Consider the following 18,010-nt stretch of genomic DNA (forward strand, 5'->3'; position numbering starts at 1 on the left):
CGGGTTGATCCAGCATGCGTGCACGCGGCTGTCCAGAGTCTCGGCCACCTTGGGATCGATCTGGGCGCCGAACCGGGTCAGGCAGCGGAAGGCGGCCTGGATGTGGCCGCCGGGACAGCCGAAGCGGTCGTAGAGGTCGAGATGGCGGAACGCGGTATCGAGGTCGTCGCGCCACATCAGCCGGACCACGCGCCGGCCGAGCCAGACGCATTCGGGGTTGCCGGCCGGACCGTTGATCACCTTGGCCGCTTCGGCGAACTCGTCGGTGCGGCGCTGGTTCTGGGCGGCATCCTTGGCAGCGTCGGCGGGCTGGGCGGCGGCCTTGCCCTGGTCGGGGGCTGGTGCGCCGCTCTGGGCGGAGGCGCCACCAACACCAGTCAGAACGAGCAAGGAGGAGACGGCCAAGGTGGCGGCGAACTGCCGCAGGACCGCGTTTCGTAACTCGAACACCCGTTGCCGCATGAATTCCCCAATGTATCCGCTGCCGTCCGCGTCAGGATCCCGCGGACGCGCCGGTGATGGCGTCCAAATGGGTCTCCAATGCGGCGGAAAAGTCTTTCGGAGTCCATGACCTGTATTTCGAATTTTGTCCAGCAAAGTCACGATCCTACAGCCCGGTCGAACAGCCCAGCCGCATTCCTTTGGGGGAGGAGCGGATCCGCAGAGTGGATCGGCATCTGGGCACCCCCTTGGCAGACGGCGTGCAAGCGGGTAATCGACGGGCCCTTCGCGGAGGACCGAACCGATTTCTCTTCGTACGCCACTGGCGCTTCTGCTCGTTTCACTGGGCGCGATTGCTGCCGTGTGGTGGTGGTTGGCGACGCCAATCACGCTCGCGCGCGCTCCGATCGATCCTGCCGAGAAGGTCCAATGCGTCTCCTACGCGCCGTTCCGCGGCGAGCAGACGCCGCTGAACGCTTGGACTCACATTGAGGCCGATCAGATCGAGCAGGATCTGCGCCAGCTCAAAGAGATCACCGACTGCGTTCGCACCTATTCGATGGAGAACGGGCTCGACCAGGTGCCGGCGATCGCCGCCAAGGTCGGCGGGCTGAAGGTGCTGCAGGGCATCTGGCTCTCCAGCAACCGAGCCAAGAACTTCGCGCAGGCGGCGCTCGCCGTGCGCCTCACCAAGGAATTCCCGGACATCATCACCGCAGTCATCGTCGGCAACGAGGTGCTGCTGCGCGGCGAGATGACGACGGCGGACCTCGTCTCGATCATCCGCCTGGTGAAGGCGCAAGTCAGCGTGCCCGTCACCTATGCCGACGTCTGGGAGTACTGGCTGAAGAACCGCGAGGTCTCCGACGCCGTCGACTTCGTCACGATCCACATCCTGCCTTATTGGGAGGATTTCCCCATCAAGGCGAAATTCGCCGCCGCCCATGTCGAGTCGATTCGCGAGCGCATGGCGGTGGCGTTCCCCGGCAAGGAGATCCTGATCGGCGAAACCGGCTGGCCGAGCGAGGGCCGTATGCGCGACGGCGCGCTGCCGTCGCGCACCAACCAGGCGCGCGTCGTCTCGGAAATCCTGAGCCTTGCGAAGGCGCAGAAGTTTCGCGTCAATCTGATCGAGTCCTACGACCAGCCGTGGAAGCGCAAGCTGGAAGGCACCGTCGGCGGCTATTGGGGCCTGTACGACTCGGTGCGGCGAAATCTGAAATATCCGCCCGGCCAGCCGATCAGCAATTTCCCGTACTGGAAATGGTACATGGGCGCCGGCATGGGCCTCAGCGTGCTGGTGTTCGCGGTCGCGATGATCACGCTGCGCCGGCGGCCGTGGACGCCGCGCTTCTCGGCCTGGCTCGGCGTCGGCATCTCGGCGACGACGGCGGGTATCCTGCTCGGGATCGGCGCCGACAAGATGTATTACGAGAGCTACGGCATCGGCGGCTGGCTGCTCTGGGGCGCGCTGCTGCTCGCCGGCATCCTGTCGCCGATCTTCTGCGCACAGGCCATGGTGATCGGCCGCAGCCTTCCGACCTTCCTTGATCTGCTCGGTCCGCGCGAGGGCCGGAAATGGTCGAAGCTCACCGCCGTGCTCGGCCTGACGCTGGCGGTCACGGCGGTGATCGCGGCGCAGACCGCGCTCGGCTTCGTGTTCGACCCGCGCTACAAGGATTTTCCCTACGCCTCGCTGACGATGGCGGTGGTGCCGTTTGCGCTGCTGATGCTGAACCGGCCGCAGGTCGGCCAGCGTCCGATCGCGGAATCGGTGTTCGCGGGCGTGCTGACGCTTTCGGCCGCCTATGTGCTGGTCAACGAAGGCCGCTACAATTGGCAGTCGCTGTGGACGTGCGCGATCTATCTGTTGTTCGCGCTCACGCTGTGGCGGGCGCGGGCCGAGCAAATCCGAGAATGAACAGGCCGATCGCCAGGCCCGACAAAACGACATTGTAGAGCACGATGCCGAGACCGGCGGCGACGATGCCGACGGTGAGCAGCACGATCGACGGCCGCATCAGGTTCAGCGTCGCCACCACCAGAGCGACGATGCCGAACACCGAATTCTTGAACAGCACGGTCGCAACCGAACGCGCCTTGCAGGTCGCGGTCTGCAGGCCGGCGTCGCAGGCGAGCGCGACCGTCGAGAGCTCGATGCCGAGATAGCGCAAGTAGCTGGCATAGCCGACGGCGACGAAGCCGACGACGATCAGGAACTGCACCTGGTAGGGCGTGAGGCGAAAAGGCTTCTTTGTCATGGGCGCAATATGGTCGGGATGGCGCGGGCAGGCAACAGGGCGGGCGACGTTTCTGTATGGTCGGATGTTCCTGCCGACGCCAGAATTACTTCAGCCCCAGCCGGCGCTCGACCCAGCCCAGCACGAACAGCACGAGCAACGTCACCGCGATGGCTGCTCCGACGAGCAGCCAGGCTCCCAATGCGCACGCAATGCCGAGGCCGGCCGCGATCCAGACCGTTGCGGCCGTGGTGAGGCCGTGAACCGTCTTCGCCTTGGCGTCGTGCAGGATGACGCCTGCCCCGATGAAGCCGACGCCGGTCAACACGCCGGCAACGACGCCCTGAATGACCCTGGAGATCGCATCCGGGTGGTCGCGCAGGTTCTGGAACTCGATCACGGAGATCGAAACCAGCGCGGAGCCGAGAGCCACCAGCGCCAGGGTTCGCATGCCCACCGGCTTGTCGTTCATGTCGCGGTCGATGCCGATCAGCAGCCCTGTTCCGGCCGCGACGAGAAGCCTCAGGACATCATCCAGCTCGTTCATGAAGACCCACGTGTTTCAGGAGGGGCGACGCTCGGAGTTCGTCGGATGTGATCGCGAACTTGCTGCGAAGCGCGGCTCAGGTCCAAGCGTCCGTTGGTCGCATGCCCGCAGCCTCCGTCCGGGACGGGAGGCGTTACCGCCTGAAGAAGGACGACAGCGTCGATCCCGCGGACGTTGATGCTGCCTCCGGCTTCGCCGGCGCAGGCTGCGCCGCGGGAGCGGGCGCGGGCTCTTCGTGCTTGGATCGTTTCGAGGAGTGGCTGCGGCGGCGCTGCGGCTTTTCGGGCTTTGCGGCCGGCGCAGCTTCGGCTTGTGGCACCGCGTCCTGATTCTTCTCCGGGCTCTTCTCTTGAACCCTGTCCTGGGTCTTCTCTTGCGCTTTTTCCTGGCCCTTCTCTTGTCCCTTTTCCTGGCCGCCACGCATCGACAGGCGTTGACCATCGAACACGGTGGTCTCGCAGTGACGGTCGTTCTCGGCGAGGCTCGCGCAGAATCTTGCGGCGACGGCGGCGTTGACCAGGGGGCCGGCCCCTAAGCGGAGCTGCATGCCGAGGCCGGTGGCGCCTTCCTTGATCATGATGATCGGCCGCAGCGCCGCGATCTCCGGATTGGACTTGGTCAGCCCGCGCCAGATCGCGCGCAGGCCGTCGATCGAGTTGGCGCCGCCGAGATCGATCGCGAAACGCGTCTGCTGAACTGCGATCGCAGAGGATTCGTTCTCGGCCGCTTCCGGTGGCTTTGGTGCTGCCGCGGCGAGATCGGCCGGAGCGGGCTTCTTCTCGGCTGCCTCGGGCTGAACCAGCTTCGATATGGCCGGATCCGGCGGCGCCACGAGCGACCTGGACGACCCCGGAGGAATGGTCGGCAGCGCCGAATTCATTGCCGGCGTCTGTTGCATGAGCGAGGCGGCGGCCGCGGTCTGCGGCGGCGGGCTCGACGGCTCCTTCAGCGATTCCTTCGGACTGTCCTTCTGAGCATCCCTGGCGGCTTCGGTGCGCGGCTTCTCGCCCGCCGTGGTTGGGGTCGAGGCGACCGGCGCAACGCTGGGAGCTGCAGTCGCCGGCGCCGCGTCCTGCGGCTTCGCGTCCTGCGGCGGCGTGGCGGTTTGCCGGGCGATGGCACCGGTGACGGAATCAAGCCCTTGCTCCAGCACGGTGACGCGCGAATAGAGCCGGTCGCGATCGGTGTTCAGCGTCTCGATCGCGGCGGCAAGGCGGCGGGCCTCGTTCTGGCTCTCCTTGGTCAGCATCTGGAGCCGGTCGGCCTGCCGCGCGAGATCGGCGGAGGCAACCTGGTCGCGCCGCCAGCCCAGCTGGGCCTGGTTGGCCATCACCGCAATGACAACCGCGCCCACGGCCGTCACCCCCCAGGAGCCCAGCCGCCACATCACGCGCCGGTCGAACGCGTTCTCCTCGGCCAGAAGTCCGGAGAACAGCCCGCCGGTCTCCTTGGTGCCGAAGGCATCCGCCAGTGGGTCGGAATCCTTTGCCATGAATCTTAAGTGCCCAGCCCTGTCCGGCTTCCCCGAATCAATCAGGGAACATTAACAGGAATTGCGCCCCGCACTTGAATTCCGGGCGTTTGCGGGGGTAGCAAGGCGGGAGCACCAGGGCGGTCTGCCGCCTGCCGCGCCAATCGATTCGGCCGTATCTGACAGGATTTCGATGACCGTCCGTTCCAGCCTCACGATCGTGCTCGCCGCCGGCGAAGGCACGCGCATGCGATCGAGCCTGCCGAAAGTGCTGCATCCCGTCGCACATCAGACGCTGCTCGCCCATGTGCTCGCCGCCGCACCAAAGGGAGCCGGCACGTCGCTCGCAGTCGTGATCGGTCCCCATCACCAGGCCGTCGCCGAGGAGGCGAGGCGCAGCCGACCCGACGCGCTCACCTTCGTGCAAAGCGAACGGCTTGGCACCGCGCATGCAGTGCTGGCGGCGCGCGAGGCGATTGCGCGGGGCGTCGATGATCTCCTGATTGCGTTCGGCGACACGCCGCTGATCTCGGCCGAGACCTTCTCGCGGCTGCGTGAACCGCTCGCCAGAGGCGCCACGATCGCCGCGCTAGGTTTTCGCGCCGCCGATCCGACCGGCTACGGCCGCTTCATCGTCGAGGGCGACCGCCTGGTCGCGATCCGCGAGCAGGCCGATGCCAGTGAAGAGGAGCGCAGGATCGATCTGTGCAATGCCGGCCTGATGGCGGTCGACGGCCGCCGCGCGCTCGAGATCCTCGATGAGATCGGTAATGCCAATTCCAAGGGCGAATATTATCTGACGGACGCAGTCGGCATCGTCCGCGAAAAGGGATGGGAGTCCGTCGTGATTGAGACCGGTGAAGACGAGGTGCGCGGCATCAACACCAAGGCACAGCTCGCCGAGGCGGAAAGCGTCATGCAGGAGCGGCTGCGCAAGGCGGCAATGGAGGCCGGCGTCACGCTGGTCGCGCCTGAGACGGTGTACCTGTCCGCCGACACCGTGTTCGGCAAGGACGTCACCATCGAGCCGTTCGTGGTGATCGGTCCGGGTGTCTCGATCGCCGACGGCGCGGTGATCCATTCCTTCTCGCACATGGTGCAGAGCTCGATTGGCAGGAACGCGTCTGTCGGTCCGTTCTCGCGCATGAGGCCGGGCAGCTCGCTCGGCGAAGGCGCCAAAATCGGCAACTTCGTGGAGACCAAGGCCGCGACTCTCGAGGCGGGAGCGAAAGCCAATCATCTCGCCTACATTGGTGATGCGATCGTCGGCGCCAAATCCAACATCGGCGCAGGCACCATCACCTGCAATTACGACGGCTTTGGCAAGCACAAGACGGTGATCGGGCAGGGCGCGTTCGTCGGCACCAACTCCTCGCTCGTCGCCCCCGTGACGATCGGCAACGGCGCCTATATCGGCTCCGGCTCGGTGATTACCCGCGACGTGCCCGACGATGCGATGGCGCTGGAGCGGAGCCAGCAGACCATTCGGGAAGGCGGCGCGACGCGCTATCGGGAGATGAAGACGGGCGGCAAGGCTCTCGAAAAGAAGCCGGAGAAGTGAGCGCCGCTATTCGTCGTCCGCGAATTCGGAGAAGATCGCGCGGGTCAGGCGCCAGCCGCGCGGCTTGGCGCGCTTGACCGGCTCGCCCTGGGAATGCTTGACAAAGACGGGCTTGCTTTCCTTGCCGCGCTGGGGCGGCGGCCAATGCGCAAGGTGCGTGCCCGAGGTCTCGCTGGCGCGCACATGCAACGACGACAGGCCTTTGCGGTCGGATGAGCTTCTCATGGCCGTCTCTCCTGGGCGGGAATCGTTGGCCAAACATGTTGATAGTGAGTTAACATGAAAAGGTTAAGGGCCGGCCAGATCGACGCAGGCGACGCTCGGTGTGATCTGGCGCTGTCTCAATCAGCAATAATTATTGAGTATCTGGTTCCGTAGGAGTTTCGCTAAAACCGACCGCGTCGTTTAGGCGATTTTTCGGCGATTTGGGGGATAGTGATCCGCATGTGCGGGATTGTCGGCATTCTCGGGCGCAAGCCGGTTGCGGAGCAATTGGTGGAGTCGCTCAAACGTCTTGAATATCGCGGCTATGATTCCGCGGGCGTCGCCACGCTCGAAGGCAAGCACCTGGAGCGCCGCCGCGCCGAGGGCAAGCTGAAGAACCTGGAGAAGCGGCTCGAGGCGGAGCCATTGAACGGTACGACCGGGATCGGTCACACCCGCTGGGCCACCCACGGCAAGCCGACCGTCAACAACGCCCATCCGCACGCGACCGAGCGCGTCGCCGTGGTCCACAACGGGATCATAGAGAATTTCCGCGAGTTGCGCGAGGAGCTCGAGACGAAGGGCACGGTGTTCCACACCGAGACCGACACCGAGATCGTGCTGCATCTCGTCGACGATTTGCTCGCGCGCGGCAACAAGCCGGTCGAGGCCGTGAAGCTGACGCTGGCGCGGCTGCGCGGCGCCTTCGCGCTCGGTTTCATTTTCGCCGGCGACGACGATCTCATGATCGGCGCCCGCAACGGTCCGCCGCTGGCGATCGGCTACGGCGACGGCGAGATGTATCTCGGCTCCGACGCCATCGCGCTCGGCCCGTTCACCGACACGATCAGCTATCTCGAAGACGGCGACTGGGTCGTGCTGACCCGCAACAGCGCGACCATCTTCGACAAGGACGGCTACGCCGTTCAGCGCGACAAGATCAGGCACGCCGCCTCGACCTCGCTGGTCGACAAGGCCAATTACCGCCACTTCATGGCGAAGGAGATCCACGAGCAGCCGGAAGTGGTCGGCCACACGCTGGCGCGCTACGTCGACATGGCGACCGAGCGCGTCTCGCTGCCGGTCGAGCTTCCGTTCGACTTCAAGACCATCCAGCGCGTCAACATCACGGCGTGCGGCACCGCGAGCTATGCCGGCTTCGTCGCAAAATACTGGTTCGAGCGCTTTGCGCGCGTACCGGTCGAGGTCGATGTTGCCTCCGAATTCCGCTACCGCGAGGCTCCCCTGCGCAAGGGCGATCTGGCCGTCTTCATCTCGCAGTCCGGCGAGACCGCCGACACCCTGGCCGCGCTGCGCTATGCCAAGGCTCAAGGCGTGCACACGGTCGCCGTCGTCAACGTGCCGACCTCCACGATCGCGCGCGAGAGCGAGACCGTGCTGCAGACGCTGGCGGGACCCGAGATCGGCGTGGCCTCGACCAAAGCCTTCACCTGCCAGCTCATGGTGCTGGCAAACCTTGCGATTGCGGCCGGCAAGGCCCGCGGCGAACTGTCCGACGAGGACGAGACCAAGCTGGTCCACGGCCTCGTCGAGGTCCCGCGCCTGATGGCGGACGCGCTCACCACCGAACTCCAGATCGAAAAGCTCGCGCACAGGATCGCCAAGTCGAGCGACGTGCTCTATCTCGGTCGCGGCACCAGCTTCCCGCTGGCGCTCGAAGGCGCGCTGAAGCTGAAGGAGATCTCCTACATCCACGCCGAAGGCTATGCGGCCGGAGAGCTCAAGCACGGACCGATCGCGCTGATCGACGAGACCATGCCTGTCGTCGTCATCGCGCCTTACGACCGGGTGTTCGAGAAGACCGTCTCGAACATGCAGGAGGTCGCCGCGCGTGGCGGCAATATCATCCTGATGACGGACGCCAAGGGCGCGGAGGAGGCGACCGTCGAGTCCCTCGTCACCATCGTCATGCCCGACATGGCGGCGGCCTTCACGCCGATGGTCTATGCCGTCCCCGTGCAGTTGCTCGCCTATCACACGGCTGTCGTCATGGGCACCGACGTCGACCAGCCTCGCAACCTCGCCAAGTCGGTGACCGTGGAATAGGCAGACGGGATATCGGTCGGTCGCAGTCTTCCAAAACCTGCTAGAAGACCCTAGCTTGTTTGCAGCGACCGACCTGGAACCCGAATGACCCCCCGCGACGACGCGCCCGCGCCCCTTGATCCCGTCCCGGAACCGCATACCGGCCTGATGGGCCGCTTCCGCAACTATTTCCTCACCGGCCTCGTCGTAACGGGCCCGATCGCAATTACCCTGTATCTGGTCTGGTGGTTCGTCACCTGGGTTGATGGCGTGGTGCGGCCGTTCGTGCCGCTGGCCTACCGGCCCGAGACCTATCTGCCCTATGGCGTGCCCGGCTGGGGACTCATTGTCGCATTCTTCACGCTGACGCTGGTCGGCTTCCTCGCGGCCAATCTGATCGGCCGGACGCTGGTCGATGTCGGCGAAACGTTCCTCGGCCGGATCCCGGCCGTGCGCGCCATCTACCGCGGCCTGAAGCAAGTGTTCGAGACGCTGTTCTCGGGCAAGGGCTCGAGCTTCCGCAAAGTCGGCCTCGTCGAGTTTCCCTCGCCGGGCATGTGGTCGATCGTGCTGATCTCGCAATCGCCGAGCGAGGACATCGCGCGCAACCTGCCGGGACAGGAGGAGCACGTCTCGGTATTCCTGCCGTGCTCGCCGAACCCGACAACCGGTTTCTTCTTCTATGTTCCGAAGAGCAGGATCATCGAGGTCGATCTCACCGCCGAGGACGCAGCCACGCTGATCATGTCGGCCGGCGTGGTGCAGCCGGGCTCGGCACCCGACCCGAAGAAGGCGGCCGCGCTGGCGGGCATGGCCAATGCCGCGCGGATTGCAAATGCCTCCACGCTTCAGCCCGAGCCTGCGAAGGTGGAGTAGGGCCATTCCCTCGCGGGATGTCCGCGTTCACGCAAGGACCCGCATCCTCTGCTAGTCTTCCGGTCGAACTGAGCGCCGCGCTCGGAATTCGACCTGGAGTGCACGATGTCCAAAACAATCGCGATCCTCGCCCCCGGCGCCATGGGCAGCGCCGTGGCCCGCCGCCTCGGCGAAAACGGCGCGCGCGTGCTGACCTCCTTGAAAGGCCGGAGCGAAGCGACGCTGAAACGGGCGGCGGACGCCGGCATGGTCGGCGCCGAGGATGACGCGATCGCAGACGCCGATATCATCCTCTCCATCGTGCCGCCGGGTGAGGCCGTGGCACTCGCCGAACGTCTCGCCGCGCTGATCGTCCGGCGCGCGAAGAAGCCGGTCGTGGTCGACTGCAATGCGGTCAATGTCGATACCGTGCAAAGAATCGAGGAGATCATCGGCTCGGCGCAGGCGCCGTTCGTCGATGCCGGCATCATCGGCTTTCCGCCGCAACGAGGTGGCAAGAGCCCGGCCTTCTACATGTCCGGCGAGCACGCCAACGACGTTGCCGTGCTGAGGATCTCGGCCTCGACGTGCGGATTGTCAAAGGTCCGGTCGGCGCGGCGTCGGCGCTCAAAATGTCCTACGCCGGCATCGTCAAGGGCCTCGCAGGCATCGGCTCGGCCATGGTGGTCGCAGCAACGAAGGCGGGCGCGGCCGATGCGCTGCGCGACGAGCTTGCGCTGAGCCAGCCCGCGGTCCTGGCCCGGCTCGAAGTCGCGTTGCCGGACATGATCACGAAGGCCTATCGCTGGGTCGCCGAGATGCGGGAGATTTCAGGATTCCTCGGACCCGATCATCCCGCCAGCCAGATCTACGAGGGTTTTGCGCGGTGGTTCGAGCATCTGGCGGAGGATGCCAAAGGCGAAGCTATGGATGCCGCGTTGCTGAAGGCGTTTGCCGAGACGAGCAAGAAGAGGGGATGAGGGCAGTCTCCGCGAACAGAACCCGTCAAGTTGCAGATGTCTTGTCCAGATCGTCATTGCGAGCCAACGGGGCCGCGCTTCGCGCGGACCCGTTGGCTCGCAATGACGCGGGAGGAGACTCTGCGAGTCGCTCTGGTACCGTCTTTGTGGAAGCCTCAACCCGCGCCGATCAGCGGGATCGCTTCATCCCGCTCGTACAGATACAGCAGGCACCGCAGCGCCTCGCCGCGTTCGCCCTTCAGCTTCGGATCGTCCTTCAGGATCCGCAGCGCCTCGTCTCTGGCCTGGGCGATCAGCTGACCGTGCACCTCCGGGCGCGCGATGCGGTAGCCGGGCAGGCCACTCTGGCGCACACCCAGCACATCGCCTTCGCCGCGCAGCTTCAGGTCTTCCTCGGCGATGCGGAAGCCGTCGGTCGTCTCGCGGATCACTTTCAGGCGTGCCTTCGACATCTCGCCGAGCGGCTCGCCATAGAGCAGAATGCAGGTCGAGGCCTCCGAGCCGCGTCCGATGCGGCCGCGCAGCTGGTGCAGCTGGGCAAGGCCGAAGCGTTCGGCATTCTCGATCACCATGATGGTCGCGGCCGGGACGTCGACGCCGACCTCGACCACGGTGGTCGCGACCAGCAGGCCGATCTCGTGGGCGGCGAACTGGCCCATGACGCGGTCCTTCTCGGTGCCTTTCATCTGCCCGTGGACGAGGCCGACACGTTCGCCGAAGCGCTTTTGCAGGCTCTCGAAACGCCTGGTCGCGTTGGTCAGGTGCTCGGTGCCCTCGGCCTCGGATTCCTCGACCAGCGGACAGATCCAGTAGACCAGTTTGCCGGTTTCGAGCGCGCGGCCGACACCGTCCATCACCTCACCGAGCCGGCTCATGGCGACGGCGCGGGTGTCGATCGGCTGGCGGCCGGCGGGCTTTTCGCGCAGCTCGCTGATGTCCATGTCGCCGAAATAGGTCAGCACCAGCGTGCGCGGGATCGGCGTCGCGCTCAGCACCAGCACGTCGACGGCCTCGCCCTTCGACGTCAGCGCGAGGCGCTCGCGGACGCCAAAGCGGTGCTGTTCGTCGACGACGGCGAGCGCGAGATCCCTGAAGATCACATCGTCCTGGATCAGCGCATGGGTGCCGACGAGGAGGTCGATCTCGCCTGCGGCGAGCTGGGCGATGATCTCGCGCCGCTCCTTGCCCTTCTCGCGGCCGGTGAGGATGGCGACGCGCATGCCGGCGCGCTCGGCGAGCGGGGCGATGGTCTTGATGTGCTGGCGCGCCAGGATTTCGGTTGGGGCCATCAGCGCCGCCTGCTTGCCAACTTCGGCCACCGCAGCGGCGGCGAGCAACGCCACCACAGTCTTGCCCGAGCCGACATCGCCCTGTAGCAGGCGCAACATGCGCACCGGCTGCTTGAGGTCGTCGGCGATGGCAGCCGCCGCACTGCGCTGCGAGGGCGTGAGCGCATAGGGCAGCGCATCGATGATCATGTTGCGCAGGTGCCCGTCGCCGGCATTGCGGACGCCGGCGGGGCGGCGCAGCTGTGCGCGGATCAGGGCGAGGGCGAGCTGGCCGGCCAAAAGCTCGTCGAAGGCGAGGCGCGACCAGAACGCCTGGTCCGGCAAGATGTCTGTGAGCTCGACCGGCTGGTGCACGCGCGTGAGCGCTTCCGCGACCGGAGGGAAATTGCAGCGTCGCATCACCTCCGGGCTGATCCATTCCGGCAGCGCAGGCAGCTTCTGCAGCGCCTGCGCGATCGCACGGCGGAGTGAGCCGAGCGCGAGGCCCTCGGTCAGCGGATAGACCGGGTCGATGCCGGAGACCTTTGCAATCGCCTCTTCGTCGAGCACGCGGTCGGGATGCACGATCTGCGGCATGCCGTCATACATCTGCAGCGTGCCGGAGACGTAGCGCTTCTCGCCGACCGGCAGCAGTTTCTCGACATAGCCGGGCTTGGCGCGGAAGAAGGTGAGCACGACATCGCCGGTGTCGTCGCTGGCGTAGACGAGATATGGCGCGCGCGCATTGCGCGGCGGAGGCGGGCGGTGGCGATCGACGGTGACCTCCAGCGTCACAATGGTTCCGACGGCCGCGTCGCGGATCTTCGGCCGGGCCCGGCGATCGATGACCTGGCTCGGCAGATGCAGCAGCAGGTCGACCAGCCGCGGCGTCTCGTTGCGGCTGAGCAGATACCGCAGCAGCTTGTCCTGCTTCGGACCGACGCCGGGCAGGCTGGTCACGGGAGCAAACAGCGGATTGAGCAGGCTGGGGCGCATTCGTGGAATCTAAGATCGTTCCTCGCCGTCATGCCCGGCTTTGTGCCGCGCATCCACGTCTTTTTTGCAGCCCCAACGTGGATAGCCGGGATAGCGCCCCCGCCATGACGGACCGGATGGGCGAACTGTCGGAACAAAGGGCTGACACGGCCACCTCGAGTGGCTATATCACCCCGGCCCGGCACGTCCGGGCTTTCTGCGTTTGACTGGATTTGAGACATGACGGGAACGACACGATCGAGCAGCGGGCTGGACGACCGCCGCAAGCGGCTTCTGTTCCGTTGCTGGCACCGCGGCACGCGCGAGATGGACCTGATCCTCGGCCGCTTCGCGGATGCCGAGATCGGCAACCTGTCCGAGCCTGAATTGACCGAGCTGGAGACCCTGCTCGAGGTCAACGATCCTGATCTCTATGCCGCCATCACCGGCGACAAGGTACTGCCGGCCGACGTCACCGGCGCGCTGTTCGCCCGCATCAAGGCGTTTCCGATCGCGGACGGCGACGCATGAAGCAGGGCATGAAATCTCCGGCCGAGCTGCTGACGCCCGGCAGAGCAGTGACGCTTGCCAATGTCGCCGAGGGCGCCGAGGTGCTGGTCGTCTCCGACCTCGCGCGGGCGATCGCGGCGCGGCCGAAGAAGCCGACCGTCAGCCTTGCCGTGGTGTGCCGCGACGGCGGACGCATGCAGCAGCTCGAGCGGGCGCTGCGTTTCTTCGCGCCGGATCTTCCGGTGCTGACCTTCCCGGCCTGGGACTGCCAGCCCTATGACCGTGTCTCGCCGCATGGCGGCATCCTGGCGCAGCGCCTGACGACGCTGGCGCGGCTCGCTTCGCTCACCGGCAGCGACAAGCCGCTGATCGTGCTGACGACCGTGAACGCCGTCGTGCAGCGCGTGCCCGCGCGCGAGCTCGTCGCGGCGCAGGCGCTGTCGGTCGCCCCGGGCAACGTGGTGCCGATGGACACCGTCGTCGCCTGGCTCGAGCACAACGGCTACAACCGCTCCTCGACCGTACGCGAGCCCGGCGAATACGCCGTGCGCGGCGGCATCCTCGACCTGTTTCCGGCCGGCCTCGACCAGCCCGTCCGTTTCGACTTCTTCGGCGACAGCCTGGAATCGATCCGCTCCTTCGATGCCGAGACCCAGCGCACACTGCTCGACATGCGCTCGCTCGACCTCGTGCCGGTCTCCGAGTTCCAGCTCGTCACAGATACGATCCGCCGTTTCCGCATGGGCTATGTCGCCGAGTTCGGTGCGCCCGAGCGCGACGATGCGCTCTATGAGGCCGTCAGCGAGGGCCGCCGCCATCCCGGCATGGAGCACTGGCTGCCGCTGTTCCAGGACCGCATGGACACGCTGTTCGACTATCTGCAAGGCGCGGCGGTCGCGATCGAGCCGCAGGCCGAGGACGCCGTGCGCGAACGCTTCAAGCAGATCCTCGATTACTATGAAGCCCGTCGCGAGGCGATGGAGCATCCCGGCGGCGGCGCGATCTACAAGCCGCTGCCGCCCGACCGGCTCTATTTGACCGACGAGGAATGGACCAGGCGTCTCGGCGATATCCCGCTGGCGCGGCTGACGCCATTTTCCGTGCCGACCGACGGCGCAGGCGTCGTCGATGCCGGCGCACGCAAGGGCCGCGACTTCGCGCCCGAGCGCAACGACACCAGCGTCAACGTGTTCGAGTCCGTGGTCAGCCACGTCATGGCGCTGCAGGCCCAGCGCAAGAAGGTCGTGATCGCGCTGTGGACCGAAGGTTCGCGCGACCGCATGAATTCGATGCTGCGCGACCACAAGCTCGCCCATACCACCAGCGTCAACAGCTGGCGGACGGTGCAGGCGACGCCGCGGAACGAGACCATGCTCGCCGTGCTCGGCCTCGAGAGCGGCTTCGAGACCGACGAGATCGCGCTGATCAGCGAGCAGGACATCTTGGGCGATCGCCTGGTGCGGCCGCGCAAGGCCAGCCGCAAGCTCGACAATTTCATCTCGGAGGTGACGAGCCTTGCCGCCGGCGACATCGTCGTCCATGTCGAGCACGGCATCGGCCGCTTCATCGGCCTGCAGACCCTGGATGTCGCCGGCGCGCCGCATGATTGTCTCGAGCTGCATTATGCCGCCGAGACCAAGCTGTTCCTCCCGGTCGAGAACATCGAGCTGCTGTCGCGCTACGGCTCGGACCAGACCACGGTCGAGCTCGATCGTCTCGGCGGTTCGGGCTGGCAGACCCGCAAGGCCAAGCTGAAGAACCGCATCCGCGAGATCGCGGGCGAGCTGATCAAGATCGCCGCCGAGCGCATGCTGCACGAGGCACCGAAACTGCCGGTGCAGCAGGGCCTCTATGACGAGTTCTGCGCGCGCTTCCCCTATGACGAGACCGCGGACCAGCTGGGGGCCATCGAGTCCACCCTGAAGGATCTCGAGAAGGGCCGCCCGATGGATCGGCTGATCTGCGGCGACGTCGGCTTCGGCAAGACCGAGGTCGCGCTGCGCGCCGCCTTCGCCGTTGCGCTCGATGGCAAGCAGGTCGCGGTGGTGGTGCCGACCACGCTGCTCGCCCGCCAGCACCACAGGACTTTCACTGAGCGCTTCAAGGGCTTTCCCGTGAACGTGGCGCAAGCCTCGCGGCTGATCCCGACCAAGCAGCTGAACCAGGTCAAGAAGGGTTTGGCCGATGGCTCGGTCGACATCGTCGTCGGCACCCACGCGCTGCTCGGCAAGGCGATCAAATTCCGTGACCTTGGCCTCCTCATCGTCGACGAGGAGCAGCATTTCGGCGTCAGCCACAAGGAGCGGCTGAAGGCGCTGCGGGCCGAGGTGCACGTGCTGACGCTGTCGGCGACACCGATCCCGCGTACGCTGCAGCTGGCGCTCACCGGCGTGCGCGAACTCTCGATCATTGCCTCGCCGCCGGTCGACCGCCTTGCGGTGCGGACCTTCGTCGCCCCGCACGATCCCTTGATGATCCGCGAGGCGCTGCTGCGCGAGCGCTATCGCGGCGGCCAGGCCTTCTATGTAGTGCCGCGCATCGACGACCTCGCCGAAGTCAAGGACTTCCTCGACAAGAACGTGCCCGAGATGAAGGTCGCGGTCGCGCACGGCCAGATGCCGCCCGCCGTGATCGAGGACATCATGACCGCGTTCTACGACGGCAAGTTCGACATTCTTTTGTCGACCACCATCGTCGAATCCGGCCTCGACATCCCCAACGCCAACACGCTGATCGTGCACCGCGCCGACATGTTTGGCCTGGCCCAGCTCTATCAGCTCCGCGGCCGGGTCGGCCGTTCCAAGCTGCGGGCCTATGCGCTGTTCACGCTGCCGGCGCAGCAGAAGATCACCGCACAGGCCGAGCGCCGGCTCACCGTGCTGCAGTCGCTGGAGACGCTGGGCGCAGGCTTCCAGCTCGCCTCGCACGACCTCGACATCCGCGGCGCCGGCAATCTCCTGGGCGAGGAGCAGTCCGGCCACATCAAGGAGGTCGGATTCGAGCTGTACCAATCGATGCTGGAGGAGGCGATCGTCAACCTCAAGGCCGGCGTCTCCGAGCCCGCTGCCGACCGCTGGTCACCACAGATTACCATCGGTATGCCCGTGCTCATCCCGGAGGACTACGTCAGCGATCTCTCGGTGCGGCTGTCGCTGTACCGGCGTCTCGCCGATCTCGATACGGAGGAGGAGATCGAGAACTTCGGCGCCGAGATGCGCGACCGCTTCGGCGTGCTGCCGGACGAAGTCCGCTATCTGTTCAAGGTCGCCGCGATCAAGGCGTTCTGCCGCCGGGCCAATGTCGAGAAGATCGACGCCGGTCCGAAGGGGGCCGTCATCGCCTTCCGCGACAATTCCTTCGCCTATCCCGACCGCCTCGTGACCTTCATCCGCAGCCACGGCCAGGCCGCCAAGGTGCGGCCCGACATGAAGGTGGTGTTCCTGCAGGACTGGGAGACCCCGGAGGAGCGCCTCGCCGGCACGACGGAGATCATGCGGCAGCTTGCGCAGCTCGCCGAGAGCAAGAAGGCGGCGTAGGAGCGAGGTGCCGTAGGGTGGGCAAAGCGAAGCGTGCCCACCGATCCGTTGTTGTTGAAAGATGGTGGGCACGGCGCTACGCGCCTTTGCCCACCCTACGGCAGCTACGGCAGCGCAGTTGTATCTACGACGCCGCCCTCGATGCGTCCGCCGACAGCCGCGCCAGCAATGACCTTGCCGTATCCGACGGGGACAGCGAATCCACGCTGACCACGGGATCGCTGCGCATCTCGTGCTTCCCGTTGGAGGTGTGCCGCATCACCGCCGAGAGGCGGCGCGCGATCATGTGGGCCGTGCGGAAGTCGGTCTCCGCGAACACGACAACGACGGAGCCGTCCTTCTGTGCCGCCCCGAAATCCATCTGCCGCATCAGGCGGCTGAGGATGCGCGCGGCATCGAGCTGGGCGCGGGAGTTGCCGGGATCGAAGGCGAAGCGCGCGACCGAGAGGCCGCCGCCGCGGGCGAGCGTCTGCTCGACCGCCTTGGCAAAATCGCGGGCAAAGGCTTCCACCGTGAGCAGGCCGCTGCGTGGATCAATCCAGCCGCCGGCGTCGATTGAACGCAGCGTGCGGCTCAGCTGCGCTTCCATCGCGTGCTGGCGGATCAGCGGCAGCGCATTGGCGGCGACCTTTGCCGGCTCGCCCGGGATCAGCTCGAGATTGGGCAGGTCATACGTCTGCGTGAGCTGATGCGCGGTGACGACCACCGGCAGGCTGCGGAAGCGGGTGTCCTCCGCGAGCACCGTGAGGAAGGCATCGGTCACGCGCGCGGTAAAACCTTCGGCGAGCACGACGCCGTCGAGGTCGCGGGTGTTGAGATGTTTGGCGGCGGCCTCGATCGAGAGCGCGCCGACCACGCCGACGCGCTCACCCAGCGTGACGGAGAGCGCAGGATAGGCCGCGCCGCGACCGATCAGGAGCACGGTGGCATCGCGTGCGGGATCGCCCTCCGGCAGCGCGACCGTCACTTCCGGCAGCCGGCGCAGAACCGTTGCATGCAGCGTGCGCACGCGTAGCGCGGCGCGGAGCCGCGCGACCAGGCGGTCGGGACTGCCGCCGCGCGAGGAGAAAGGCAGGGCGTTGTGCGGCAGCGTGTCCGCCGGATCCAGGGCCACGAAGGGAAGGTAGGGCGATTGGCCGGCGATCTTCTTTGCGAGCGCCGTCACATGCGGCTCGTGTCCGGCATGCATCGCAGCGAGAACCGCGGCCGGCTGCACCTCTTCGACCGCCTGCGCCGCGCTGGCCCAGTCGGTGTCGATGACGGGAAAGAGCCGGGCCTCGTCCAGCGTCGCCACGAAGGCGGGGCGCTCGGCATCGGACACAAACAGGATCGGACCCGTCTGGGACATCGACAAACTCTGATTACGCAACAGCTGC

The 18,010-nt window shown here is 66.3% G+C and carries 13 protein-coding genes and 1 pseudogene; 7 read left to right on the top strand and 7 right to left on the bottom strand.

What is annotated here, in order from left to right; translation table 11 throughout:
- The coding region (locus IC50_RS27690; protein ID WP_035712288.1) for a hypothetical protein at positions 1-462 on the bottom strand (462 nt) is incomplete at its 3' end.
- 340 nt (positions 463-802) lie between these two features.
- Here IC50_RS27690 and IC50_RS27695 point away from each other — a divergent pair.
- The gene (locus IC50_RS27695) at positions 803-2,362 is read left to right on the top strand and encodes a glycoside hydrolase family 17 protein (RefSeq protein WP_035712209.1); all 1,560 of its coding nucleotides are present in this window, start codon (positions 803-805) and stop codon (positions 2,360-2,362) included.
- On the opposite strand, the gene IC50_RS27700 is transcribed toward IC50_RS27695, so the two are convergent.
- The 3 genes from IC50_RS27700 to IC50_RS27710 form a co-directional block, all read right to left on the bottom strand.
- Complete coding sequence (locus IC50_RS27700; RefSeq protein ID WP_035712212.1) at positions 2,322-2,702, bottom strand: hypothetical protein; 381 nt, start codon at positions 2,700-2,702, stop codon at positions 2,322-2,324. The genes IC50_RS27695 and IC50_RS27700 overlap by 41 nt on opposite strands.
- A gap of 85 nt (positions 2,703-2,787) precedes the next feature.
- On the bottom strand, positions 2,788-3,228 hold the full coding sequence (locus IC50_RS27705; RefSeq protein WP_028178747.1) for an MgtC/SapB family protein: 441 nt from the start codon (positions 3,226-3,228) through the stop codon (positions 2,788-2,790).
- Between the two features lie 133 nt (positions 3,229-3,361).
- Positions 3,362-4,720 carry a hypothetical protein gene (locus IC50_RS27710; protein ID WP_035712214.1) on the bottom strand — a complete coding sequence of 453 codons (1,359 nt, stop codon included), beginning with the start codon at positions 4,718-4,720 and terminating at the stop codon, positions 3,362-3,364.
- Between the two features lie 172 nt (positions 4,721-4,892).
- Here IC50_RS27710 and glmU point away from each other — a divergent pair, with 172 nt between their 5' ends.
- Positions 4,893-6,260: a bifunctional UDP-N-acetylglucosamine diphosphorylase/glucosamine-1-phosphate N-acetyltransferase GlmU gene (glmU, locus tag IC50_RS27715; protein ID WP_035712217.1), complete on the top strand. Its 1,368-nt coding sequence runs from the start codon at positions 4,893-4,895 to the stop codon at positions 6,258-6,260.
- A 6-nt stretch (positions 6,261-6,266) separates the two neighbouring features.
- On the opposite strand, the gene IC50_RS27720 is transcribed toward glmU, so the two are convergent.
- Complete coding sequence (locus IC50_RS27720) at positions 6,267-6,485, bottom strand: hypothetical protein (protein WP_035712218.1); 219 nt, start codon at positions 6,483-6,485, stop codon at positions 6,267-6,269.
- 219 nt (positions 6,486-6,704) lie between these two features.
- Between IC50_RS27720 and glmS the strand changes: the two genes are divergently transcribed.
- The 3 genes and pseudogenes from glmS to IC50_RS27735 all read left to right on the top strand — a co-directional run bounded on the left by glmS (position 6,705) and on the right by IC50_RS27735 (position 10,345).
- Positions 6,705-8,531 carry a glutamine--fructose-6-phosphate transaminase (isomerizing) gene (gene glmS / locus IC50_RS27725; RefSeq protein WP_035712222.1) on the top strand — a complete coding sequence of 609 codons (1,827 nt, stop codon included), beginning with the start codon at positions 6,705-6,707 and terminating at the stop codon, positions 8,529-8,531.
- A gap of 84 nt (positions 8,532-8,615) precedes the next feature.
- Entirely contained in the window at positions 8,616-9,386 is a 771-nt protein-coding gene (locus tag IC50_RS27730; protein ID WP_035712225.1) for a DUF502 domain-containing protein, read from the top strand.
- A 105-nt stretch (positions 9,387-9,491) separates the two neighbouring features.
- Positions 9,492-10,345, top strand: a pseudogene (locus IC50_RS27735) (DUF1932 domain-containing protein).
- Positions 10,346-10,500: 155 nt separating this feature from the next.
- On the opposite strand, the gene recG reads toward IC50_RS27735, so the two are convergent.
- Entirely contained in the window at positions 10,501-12,609 is a 2,109-nt protein-coding gene (recG, locus tag IC50_RS27740) for an ATP-dependent DNA helicase RecG (protein WP_035712227.1), read from the bottom strand.
- Between the two features lie 219 nt (positions 12,610-12,828).
- On the opposite strand from recG, the gene IC50_RS27745 reads away from it, so the two are divergent.
- Positions 12,829-13,119: an FAD assembly factor SdhE gene (locus IC50_RS27745; protein ID WP_035712229.1), complete on the top strand. Its 291-nt coding sequence runs from the start codon at positions 12,829-12,831 to the stop codon at positions 13,117-13,119.
- Positions 13,116-16,634 (top strand): transcription-repair coupling factor, encoded by a 3,519-nt coding sequence (mfd, locus tag IC50_RS27750; RefSeq protein ID WP_035712231.1) that lies wholly within the window; start codon positions 13,116-13,118, stop codon positions 16,632-16,634. The genes IC50_RS27745 and mfd overlap by 4 nt, the downstream gene beginning before the upstream one ends.
- Before the next feature lie 124 nt (positions 16,635-16,758).
- On the opposite strand, the gene IC50_RS27755 is transcribed toward mfd, so the two are convergent.
- Entirely contained in the window at positions 16,759-17,982 is a 1,224-nt protein-coding gene (locus IC50_RS27755; protein ID WP_035712233.1) for a hypothetical protein, read from the bottom strand.
- Positions 17,983-18,010: the final 28 nt, after the last annotated feature.

The organism is Bradyrhizobium genomosp. I (2014) (genome assembly GCF_000261685.1).
GTDB lineage: Bacteria > Pseudomonadota > Alphaproteobacteria > Rhizobiales > Xanthobacteraceae > Bradyrhizobium.

What these genes read in the sequence shown, in the direction of transcription:
- IC50_RS27700 (WP_035712212.1), bottom strand. Translation starts at nt 2,702, where the DNA reads ATGACAAAGAAGCCTTTTCGCCTCACGCCCTACCAGGTGCAGTTCCTG.
- IC50_RS27705 (WP_028178747.1), bottom strand. Translation starts at nt 3,228, where the DNA reads ATGAACGAGCTGGATGATGTCCTGAGGCTTCTCGTCGCGGCCGGAACA.
- IC50_RS27710 (WP_035712214.1), bottom strand. Translation starts at nt 4,720, where the DNA reads ATGGCAAAGGATTCCGACCCACTGGCGGATGCCTTCGGCACCAAGGAG.
- glmU (WP_035712217.1), top strand. Translation starts at nt 4,893, where the DNA reads ATGACCGTCCGTTCCAGCCTCACGATCGTGCTCGCCGCCGGCGAAGGC.
- IC50_RS27720 (WP_035712218.1), bottom strand. Translation starts at nt 6,485, where the DNA reads ATGAGAAGCTCATCCGACCGCAAAGGCCTGTCGTCGTTGCATGTGCGC.
- glmS (WP_035712222.1), top strand. Translation starts at nt 6,705, where the DNA reads ATGTGCGGGATTGTCGGCATTCTCGGGCGCAAGCCGGTTGCGGAGCAA.
- IC50_RS27730 (WP_035712225.1), top strand. Translation starts at nt 8,616, where the DNA reads ATGACCCCCCGCGACGACGCGCCCGCGCCCCTTGATCCCGTCCCGGAA.
- recG (WP_035712227.1), bottom strand. Translation starts at nt 12,609, where the DNA reads ATGCGCCCCAGCCTGCTCAATCCGCTGTTTGCTCCCGTGACCAGCCTG.
- IC50_RS27745 (WP_035712229.1), top strand. Translation starts at nt 12,829, where the DNA reads ATGACGGGAACGACACGATCGAGCAGCGGGCTGGACGACCGCCGCAAG.
- mfd (WP_035712231.1), top strand. Translation starts at nt 13,116, where the DNA reads ATGAAGCAGGGCATGAAATCTCCGGCCGAGCTGCTGACGCCCGGCAGA.
- IC50_RS27755 (WP_035712233.1), bottom strand. Translation starts at nt 17,982, where the DNA reads ATGTCCCAGACGGGTCCGATCCTGTTTGTGTCCGATGCCGAGCGCCCC.